Below are 9,134 nucleotides of genomic sequence, written 5' to 3'. Positions count from 1 at the left end.
ATCACGGCCACCACGGCGCGGGCCACGGCGATCGCCGCCACGGCCACCGCCGTCACGGTCACCGCGCGGCGCCTTGGGCGGACGGGTGTCTTCCAGCTCTTCGCCGGTTTCCTGGTCGACGACGCGCATCGAGAGGCGGACCTTGCCACGGTTGTCGATCTCGAGGACCTTGACCTTGACCTCCTGGCCTTCCTTGACGACGTCAGTCGGCTTTTCCACGCGCTCGTTCTTCATTTCGGAGACGTGGACGAGGCCGTCCTTGCCACCCATGAAGTTCACGAAGGCACCGAAGTCGACGATGTTGACGACCTTGCCGTTGTAGATCTTGCCGACTTCGGCTTCCTCGACGATGCCCTGGATCCAGGCCTTGGCGGCCTCGATCTGGTTGATGTCCGAGGACGAGATCTTGATCACGCCTTCGTCGTCGATGTCGACCTTGGCGCCGGTCTCGGCGACGATCTCGCGGATGACCTTGCCGCCGGTGCCGATGACGTCACGGATCTTCGACTTGTCGATCTGGATCGTCTCGATGCGCGGCGCGTGGGCCGAAAGCTCGGTGCGGGCCGAACCCAGAGCCTTGGTCATTTCACCCAGGATGTGCGCGCGGCCGGCCTTGGCCTGCTCGAGCGCCTTGCCCATGATTTCCTTGGTGATGCCGGCGATCTTGATGTCCATCTGCATCGTGGTGATGCCGTTCTCGGTGCCTGCGACCTTGAAGTCCATGTCGCCGAGGTGATCCTCGTCGCCCAGGATGTCCGAGAGAACCGCGAAGTCGTCGCCTTCGAGGATCAGGCCCATGGCGATGCCCGAAACCGGACGTGCCAGCGGAACGCCCGCGTCCATCATCGAGAGGCAGCCGCCGCAGATCGTCGCCATCGAGGACGAACCGTTCGATTCGGTGATGTCCGAGAGGATGCGGATGGTGTAGGGGAAGTCTTCCTTGGCGGGCAGCACCGGATGCAGCGCGCGCCATGCCAGCTTGCCGTGGCCGATTTCGCGGCGGCCCGGCGCGCCGAAGCGGCCCACTTCACCGACCGAGTAGGGCGGGAAGTTGTAGTGCAGCATGAACGACGAATACGACAGGCCTTCGAGGCCGTCGATCATCTGCTCAGCGTCCTTGGTGCCCAGCGTGGTGGTGCAGATCGCCTGCGTTTCACCGCGGGTGAACAGCGCCGAACCGTGGGTGCGCGGCAGGAAGCCGACCATCGATTCGATCGGGCGGACCTGGTCGAGCTTGCGGCCGTCGATACGGGTGCCGTCCTTGAGGATGGCGCCGCGAACGATCTCGGCTTCCAGCTTCTTCATAGTCTTGATGGCGACCATCTGGGTCTGCGCCGATTCCTCGCCGAAGGCTTCCTTGGCCTTGGCGCGCGCCTCGTTGAGCGCGGCGGAACGGGCCGACTTATCGGTCAGCTTGTAAGCGGCGGCAACGTCCTTGCCGACAGCCTTCTTGAGCTTCGCCTTGATGTCGGCGGTGTTGTCCGACAGGTCAATTTCCCAGGGGTCCTTGGCGGCCTGCTCGGCAAGGTCGATGACCAGGTCGACGACCTTCTTGCACTCGTCATGCGCGAACATGACGGCGCCCAGCATCTCGTCCTCGGTCAGCTCCTTGGCTTCCGATTCGACCATCATCACCGCGTTGCCGGTGGCGGCGACGACGAGGTCGAGGCGACCGTTCTCAAGGGCGGCGGTCTGCTTGGGGTTGAGCGTGTATTCGCCATCCTCGAAGCCGACGCGGCACGCGCCGATCGGGCCCATGAAGGGCACGCCCGAGATGGTGAGCGCAGCCGAAGCGGCGATCATCGCGACGATGTCGGCCTCGGTTTCGCCGTCATAGCTCAGGACCTGGCAGATGACGTTGATTTCGTTGTAGAAACCTTCGGGGAACAGCGGGCGCACCGGACGGTCGATCAGGCGGCTGGTCAGCGTTTCCTTTTCGGTCGCGCCGCGCTCACGCTTGAAGAAGCCGCCGGGGATACGGCCCGCCGACGAGAACTTTTCCTGGTAGTGGACGGTCAGCGGGAAGAAGTCCTGGCCTTCCTTCACCGACTTGGCGGCGGTCACCGCGCAGAGCACCACGGTTTCGCCGTAGGTGGCGAGAACGGCACCGTCCGCCTGGCGGGCGATGCGGCCGGTTTCGAGAGTGAGGGTCTTGCCGCCCCACTCCATCGATACGGTCTTGACGTCGAACATAGAATATTCCTCAGCCCGCCGGCCCTATTGCCTGCGGGATTTACTGCCGGGGATGCCGTCCCGGTCCGGTACGGGGCCTGTCATGCCCCGAAGGCCCCTCGCCGGATTGCGAGGATACCTGTCTATTTCGGTGCCCGGGCCGGCCATGCGGCCCCGGCGGGGTCTTTCTTAGCACAACGAGGAACGCAGGTGGATAGGTCCCGTACGCTGGCCGGAAATATGAAACGGCCCGCCAGAGGCGGGCCGAAACATTTGGCTGTTACTTACGCAGACCCAGCTTCTGGATCAGGTCGTTGTAACGCTGCACGTCCTTCTTCTTGAGGTAGGCCAGCAGCGAACGACGCTTGTTGACCATGGCGAGAAGACCGCGACGCGAGTGGTTGTCCTTGTGGTGAGCCTTGAAGTGCTCGGTCAGGTTGCGGATACGCTCGGTGAGGATCGCGACCTGAACTTCCGGAGATCCGGTGTCGCCCGAGACGCGGGCGTTGTCCGTGATGATTTCCGTCTTCTTTTCGGCAGTAACCGTCATTTCATTCACTCCGCGACATCTGTGAGGTTGAACCCCCGGACCACGCGGACGTCGCCGTGTGAAAGCTCCACCAGCGCGACCGGAATGGTTTCCAGCCGTGCCCAGTAGAGCCCGTCATCCTGGGGCATCCCGGTCAGAACGCGGCCCTGTCGGACCGCCCTTGCCTGCTCCGGGTCGAGGTCGATGGCCGGGATGTCGTCCAGCCCCGCCTCCAGCGGCAAGAGTAACTGCTCAAGAGGCGCGCCCTTACCGACTTCGTTCAATTTGTCCAGCGAAATCGCCCCCGAGAGGTCGAAGGGCCCGGCCTTGATCCGGCGCAGCATGGTCACCGTCCCGCAGCTTCCCAACGCGTGCGCGATGTCGCGCGCGAGGCTGCGGATATAGGTCCCCTTGGAGACCTGCGCCTGCAAGGTCACCCCGTCACGGGCATCGAAGCCATGGATCTCAAGGGCATGGATCGTCACCTCGCGCGACTTGAGGGTGACTTCCTCGCCCGCGCGCGCCAGATCAAAGGCGCGCTTGCCGTCGATCTTGAGCGCGGAATAGGCGGGCGGGACCTGAGTGATGGGGCCTGTGAACTGCGGCAGGACCGCCGCCAGCTCCTCGGCGCTGGGCAGGACATCGCTCGTCGCGATCACCTTGCCCTCGGCATCGAGGGTGTCGGTCTCCTCGCCAAAGCGCAGGGTGAAGAGGTAGGTCTTGTCCGCATCGAGCATCCGCCCCGTCAGCTTGGTCGCCTCGCCCAGCGCGATGGGAAGGACGCCGGAGGCCAGCGGATCGAGCGTGCCGCCATGGCCGACCTTGACCCCGCCCTTGAGCTTTACGTTGAAGCCCGCCTCGCGCAGGTTGCGCTTGACTGCGGCGACGGCCTGCGTGGAGCCCAGCTCCACCGGCTTGTCGAGAATGATCCAGCCATGGGGCATCAGCGCACCTTACCAAGGAAAAGTAGGGAATTGGTCATCATCGCGCCCCAAGAGGCAAAGCAGGCGGGCTTGTCAACACGGGCAAATCCAAGAAGGAAGAACAGATTCCGAGGGCCATCGCCCTCGGGCTCCCGAAATTGTCCAGCTTACCTTACTCCGGCTGCCTTGGCCGTGAGAGGTGAAGTCGCCGAGTTTGGGGTCAAGGGGTGATGACCCCTTGAAAAATACTGACTGCCGACTTGGTCTTCGCGCAGCCTCAGTCGCGCGAGATGGCGCTCATCCCGTCCTTGCCCATCGTGGTACCGAGGCCCTCTTCCTTGCGGGGATTGGCCACCGCATCGGCAATGAGGCGGTCCTGGTCTTCAGGGGCCATGCGTTCCCACCCGGCGCGGCCCAGCTTCTCGAGAGGGCGGTAGCGCACCTTGTACTGCATGCGCGCCGAACCTTCGACCCAGTAGCCCAGGTAGACATAGCCCAGCCCCATCTCCACCGAGCGGCGGATGTGGTCGAGGATGATGTAGTTGCCCAGGCCCTTGCGCGGGCTTTGCGGGTCATAGAAGCTGTAGATCATCGACAGCCCGTCGCACTGGCGGTCGGTCAGGCAGGCCCCGACAAGGCGGCCCGGCGTCACCCCGTCCTCGGACGGTTCGCGGTATTCCACGACGTAGCTGGTGACGGGGGTATGCTCGACCATGTCGGCGTAGTCGATCTCGTCCATCGCGGTCATCCCGCCTTCGGGATGGCGTTCGGCAAGGTAGGCCTGGAGCAGTTCGAACTGCTCGCTGGTGGACCAGGGGCGGCAGACGGTGACGACCAGATCGTCGTTCGCCTTGAGCGCGCGCTTCTGCGAAGAGGAGGCGGCAAACTCGCTGGCGACCACACGCACCGAGATACAGGCGCTGCAGTCGATGCAGGAGGGGCGGTAGGCAACGGTCTGACTGCGGCGAAAGCCGATGCGGCTGAGCGCATCGTTGAGCGAATCCGCGTGCGGCCCCTTGAGCTCCGTGAACACCTTGCGCTCGCTCCGGCCCGGCAGATAGGGGCACGGCGCGGGGCTGGTCACGAAGAAGCGGGGAAATCGAACCGGTGCCGTCACGGGGGCGCTGCGTCCTCTTGTTTCTTACCTGCGTGGTCGATCAAGGCACCGCGAAGGCCCCTTGTTCCGGCAAATATGCAGGAGCGTATCCGCCGTTGAAAGTGTTTTAACCACAAAAGTGGCGCAAGCGCTTCCGGGATCGCGCGAAATTCACGCCATCCCGGAGCCTTGTCCCGGATCGGGCCGGGTTTCACCCCATGTATTCCTACCCAGGTCGCCGCGCCAGGTCAGGCGTCTACCCGAGCGGAAGTCCGGACCCGAGGTTCAGTCGGTCTCGACCCGGCGCACTTCGTAGCCCTCGCGGTGGAGCGCGGCGATCAGCGCGTCGAGCTGCGCCGAATCGCGTGCCTCGCACTCGATTTCGGTCACCAGCCCCTTGGCGGGCAGGTGCGTGAAGATGCGCTGGTGGAAGACCTCGATGATGTTCACGTTCTGCTCGTGGAACACCTTGGCGACCTTGAACAGCGCGCCCGCGCGGTCCTGAAGGCCGATGCGCAGACGCGCGAGGCGCCCCGACCGGGCCAGGTCGCGCAGCAGCACGTTGGCGAGCAGGCGCGTGTCGATGTTGCCGCCCGAGAGCACGATGCCGACCTTGCGGCCCTTGAACAGGTCGCGGTTGTCCATCAGGGCCGCCAGACCACAGGCGCCCGCGCCCTCGACCAGCGTCTTCTCGATCTGGAGGAGCAGCGCCAGAGCGCCCTCGATCTTGGGCTCGCTCACCAGCAGGATGTCGTCGAGCAGGCCCTTCAGGGTGCGCGAGGTGAACGCGCCGGGCGAAAACACCGCGATGCCCTCGGCCAGCGTATCGCCGCCGATCGGCAGGTTCATGCCCTTGAGGGCATTGTACATCGAGGGGTAGAGCTGCGCCTCGACGCCGTAGATCTTCATTTCGGGCTTGAGTGCGCGCGCAGCCGTACCCATCCCGGAACTGAGGCCACCCCCGCCGATCGGCACGACCAGCGTGTCGAGATCGGGCACGTCCTCGAGCATTTCGAGCGCCACCGTGCCCTGCCCGGCCGCGACGTGCGGATCATCGAAGGGGTGGACGAAAGTGTAGCCGTGCTCGGCCTCCAGCTTGCGGGCGTGGGCATAGGCATCGTCGAAACTCTCGCCCTCAAGGACGACCTTGCCGCCCACGCTCTCGGTCTGCATGACCTTCACGAGCGGAGTCGTGCGCGGCATGACGATGGTAACCGGGATGCCCAGGCGCGTGCCGTGGTAGCTGAGGCCCTGCGCGTGGTTGCCGGCCGAGGCCGCAATGACGCCGCGGCTCTTGCGCTCCTCGCTCAGCTGCATGAGCGCGTTGAGCGCACCGCGCTCCTTGTAAGATGCGGTAAACTGGTGATTTTCGAACTTGAGCCAAATATCGGCGCCGGTAATCTCGCTGAGCGTCTGGCTGCGCATCGTGGGCGTACGGACAATATTGCCCGAAATGCGCCCTGATGCCGCGCGGACATCATCGAGGGTCAGGACCGCGTCTGCGGCCGTTTCGGCAGGCTTCGATACAGGCTGTTCCATCTGGGGGCGCCTAAAGGAATTACCGGGGAATTGAAAGGCGGCAAAGGGCCGCCTATCCTCTCGACTGGGCGCAGCGCCGTCGCAGGACGGTTTGCATTTGGCCAAAACACGTTAAGGACAAGGCCATGACCGAACAGATGAGTGATGCACACGCCGAGGAGCCGCAGACCGGCGAGGAAACCACGCTGGAGCGGCCTCCTGTGGAACCGCGCAAGGTCTCCTTCATCGGCCTTGGGGTGATGGGCGGCGAAATCGCGCGGCACATTGCCGAGGCGGGCCATGAACTGACGATCTACAACCGCTCCCCTGACCGGCTGAAGCGCTGGCAGGAGGAGAACCCGGGCCTCGCCTCGCGCGTCGCGGCCAACCCCGCGCACGCCGCGCTCGACGCCGATGTGGTGATCACCTGCGTGGGCAACGACGATGATCTCGCCGACGTCGTGCTCGGCCCCAACGGGGCCTTTCGCACGATGCGCAAGGGCTCGACCTTCATCGACCACACCACCGTCTCGGCGCGCATCGCCCGCCAGATCTCGGTCGAAGCGCGCGACCTCCAGATCCAGTGCGTCGACGCACCGATGACCGGCTCGCAGATCGGCGCCGAACAGGGCACGCTCACGCTCATGTGCGGCGGGCGTGACGCGGCCATCGAGGCGGCCCGTCCTGTCATGGAGGCCTACTCCAGCCGTATCGTCCATGTCGGCAAGGCCGGCGCAGGGCAGACCGCGAAGATGGCCTGCCAGATCTGCATCGCGGGCAACATCGCGGCGCTGGCCGAAGCGGTCCGCTTCGCGCAGGCCTCGCACCTCGACATGGACAAGGTCTACGAGGCGATCTCGGGCGGCGCGGCGCAGTCCTGGCAGATGGACAACCGCTGGTCCTCGATGGACGCGGACGAATTCGACTTCGGCTTCGCCATCGACTGGATGCGCAAGGACCTGGGGCTCAGCCTCGAGGAAGGGCGGGGCCTTGGCGTCTCGCTCCCCGTGGCGGGCCTCGTCGACCAGTTCTTCGCCGAGATCCAGGCGATGGGCGGGGGACGTCTCGACACCAGCGCCATCGTCAAGCGGCTGCCGAGGAAAAGCCGTCCGTGACATTCGCCCGCCGTGCGGTTCTGACCGCGATGCTGGGAACGGCGCTCGTCGCCGTGCCCGCCGAAGCCCGCAAGAAGAAGAAGGCCGAGGAGGTCGAAAAGCCGGTCCCCGGCACCCTCATCGACAACATCGAGGGACTCTCGCCCGACGGCCAGGGCGGTATCGAGCACTTCGACGGCTTCCTGATCGCGCCTGACGGCCACGTCGCGGAAGTCTATCACGAGGGCGAGAAGCGTCCCAAGTACGCCGACTACCGTCTCGATGGCGAGGGTCAGGTGGTGATCCCCGGCATGATCGACGCGCACACGCACGTCATGATGCTGGGCTTTTCCAAGCTGACACTCGACCTGTCGCAGGCCCGGTCGCTCGACGAGGCGCTGGCGCGCATCGCCGCCTGGACCGCCGCCCATCCCGAGGCGCCCTGGATTCTGGGCTCGGGCTGGAACGAGGTCGCGTGGGGTCTGGGCCGTCTGCCCACCGCCGCCGAACTCGACAACGTGACCGGCGGCAAGCCCGCCTGGCTGACCCGGGTCGACGCGCACGGAGGCTGGGCCAACACCGCCGCGCTCGAAGCGGCAGGCATCACCGCAAAGACCAAGGACCCCAAGGGCGGGCGCATCGTGCGCACCGCCTCGGGCGCGCCCGAGGGCGTCCTTGTCGATGCCGCCGCCAAACTGGTCGAGGCCAAGCTCCCCGCTCCGCGCCCCGAGGACCGCGACGCCGCGCTGGCCGAAGCCCAGCTCGACTTCCTCAGGAACGGGGTCACCGCGGTTGCCGACATGGGCACCAGCATCGAGGACTGGCAGGCGTTCCGCCGCGCGGGCGATACCGGACGGCTGCGCGTGCGCATCGTCTCCTACGCCGATTCGATTGCCAACATGGAACTGATCGGCGGGCCCGGGCCTTCGGCCTGGGTCTACGATGACCGCCTGCGCCTCAGCGGTGTGAAGCTCTTCCTCGACGGCGCGCTCGGCTCGCGCGGGGCCTGGCTCAAGGAGCCTTACGCCGACGATCCTGAAACGCGCGGCCTGCCGCTCCTCTCGCAGACCCAGCTTTCCAACATGATGAGCCGCGCCGCGCTCGACCACTTCCAGGTCGCGGTCCACGCCATCGGCGATGAGGCCAACGCGGTCGTGCTCGACGCGCTCGACGAACTGTCCTCGACCTACACGGGCGACCGGCGCTGGCGCATCGAACACGCGCAGATCCTCGCCCCCGCCGACATCGCACGCTTTGCCGCGCACGGCACCATCGCCTCGATGCAGCCCCAGCACGAGGCGAGCGACCGCACCATGGCCGAAGCCCGCCTGGGCCCGGCGCGCCTGTCCGGTGCCTATGCCTGGAAATCGCTTGCGAACGCCGGAGCCTCGCTGGCCTTTGGTTCGGACACGCCGGTCGAACCCGCGCGCCCCTTCACCGGCATGGCGGTTGCCGTGACCCGGCAGGGCGCGGATGGCCAGCCCTTCGGCGGCTGGCAGGCGCAGGAGACGATCTCGCGCGAAGCCGCCCTTTCGGCCTACACCACGGGCGCGGCCTACGCGATGTTCGCCGAGGATCGCCTGGGGCGCATCGCCAAGGGCTACCGCGCGGACTTCCTGTTCGTGGACAAGGACCCCATGACGGTCAGCCCCGAGGCCCTGCGTGACCTCACGGTCAAGGAAACCTGGATCGGCGGCCAGCAGGCCTGGGCGGCAGAAGAGAGCGCGAAAAGCGAAGAAGCGCTGCGGCCCGAAGAAGAGGACGAAGGACAGTAAAGCCGAATCCGAGGGCCATCGCCCTCG

Annotated in this window: 7 protein-coding genes; 2 read left to right on the top strand and 5 right to left on the bottom strand. The window is 65.9% G+C overall.

Features of this window, described 5'->3' with window-relative positions; genetic code table 11:
• The 5 genes from pnp to MTR65_RS18260 form a co-directional block, all read right to left on the bottom strand.
• Nucleotides 1-2,193: polyribonucleotide nucleotidyltransferase (gene pnp / locus MTR65_RS18280; RefSeq protein WP_243802714.1), on the bottom strand; the 2,193-nt coding region annotated here is incomplete at its 3' end.
• A gap of 259 nt (nucleotides 2,194-2,452) precedes the next feature.
• Complete coding sequence (rpsO, locus tag MTR65_RS18275; protein ID WP_039390382.1) at nucleotides 2,453-2,722, bottom strand: 30S ribosomal protein S15; 270 nt, start codon at nucleotides 2,720-2,722, stop codon at nucleotides 2,453-2,455.
• A 5-nt stretch (nucleotides 2,723-2,727) separates the two neighbouring features.
• Entirely contained in the window at nucleotides 2,728-3,645 is a 918-nt protein-coding gene (truB, locus tag MTR65_RS18270; protein ID WP_243802712.1) for a tRNA pseudouridine(55) synthase TruB, read from the bottom strand.
• A 256-nt stretch (nucleotides 3,646-3,901) separates the two neighbouring features.
• Entirely contained in the window at nucleotides 3,902-4,741 is an 840-nt protein-coding gene (locus MTR65_RS18265; protein ID WP_243802710.1) for an arginyltransferase, read from the bottom strand.
• A 264-nt stretch (nucleotides 4,742-5,005) separates the two neighbouring features.
• The gene (locus MTR65_RS18260) at nucleotides 5,006-6,259 is read right to left on the bottom strand and encodes a threonine ammonia-lyase (RefSeq protein ID WP_148627694.1); all 1,254 of its coding nucleotides are present in this window, start codon (nucleotides 6,257-6,259) and stop codon (nucleotides 5,006-5,008) included.
• A 125-nt stretch (nucleotides 6,260-6,384) separates the two neighbouring features.
• On the opposite strand from MTR65_RS18260, the gene MTR65_RS18255 reads away from it, so the two are divergent.
• On the top strand, nucleotides 6,385-7,353 hold the full coding sequence (locus tag MTR65_RS18255; RefSeq protein WP_226637630.1) for an NAD(P)-dependent oxidoreductase: 969 nt from the start codon (nucleotides 6,385-6,387) through the stop codon (nucleotides 7,351-7,353).
• 29 nt (nucleotides 7,354-7,382) lie between these two features.
• Complete coding sequence (locus MTR65_RS18250) at nucleotides 7,383-9,107, top strand: amidohydrolase (protein ID WP_243802717.1); 1,725 nt, start codon at nucleotides 7,383-7,385, stop codon at nucleotides 9,105-9,107.
• The last annotated feature ends 27 nt before the right edge of the window (nucleotides 9,108-9,134 follow it).

It is taken from the genome of Novosphingobium mangrovi (assembly GCF_022818885.1).
Taxonomy (GTDB): domain Bacteria; phylum Pseudomonadota; class Alphaproteobacteria; order Sphingomonadales; family Sphingomonadaceae; genus Novosphingobium; species Novosphingobium mangrovi.
This window is presented reverse-complemented; position numbering and strand designations above follow the sequence as displayed.

Coding starts and splice junctions, on each gene's coding strand:
- MTR65_RS18260 (WP_148627694.1), bottom strand. CDS start 6,259: ATGGAACAGCCTGTATCGAAGCCTGCCGAAACGGCCGCAGACGCGGTC.
- MTR65_RS18250 (WP_243802717.1), top strand. CDS start 7,383: ATGCTGGGAACGGCGCTCGTCGCCGTGCCCGCCGAAGCCCGCAAGAAG.
- truB (WP_243802712.1), bottom strand. CDS start 3,645: ATGCCCCATGGCTGGATCATTCTCGACAAGCCGGTGGAGCTGGGCTCC.
- MTR65_RS18255 (WP_226637630.1), top strand. CDS start 6,385: ATGACCGAACAGATGAGTGATGCACACGCCGAGGAGCCGCAGACCGGC.
- rpsO (WP_039390382.1), bottom strand. CDS start 2,722: ATGACGGTTACTGCCGAAAAGAAGACGGAAATCATCACGGACAACGCC.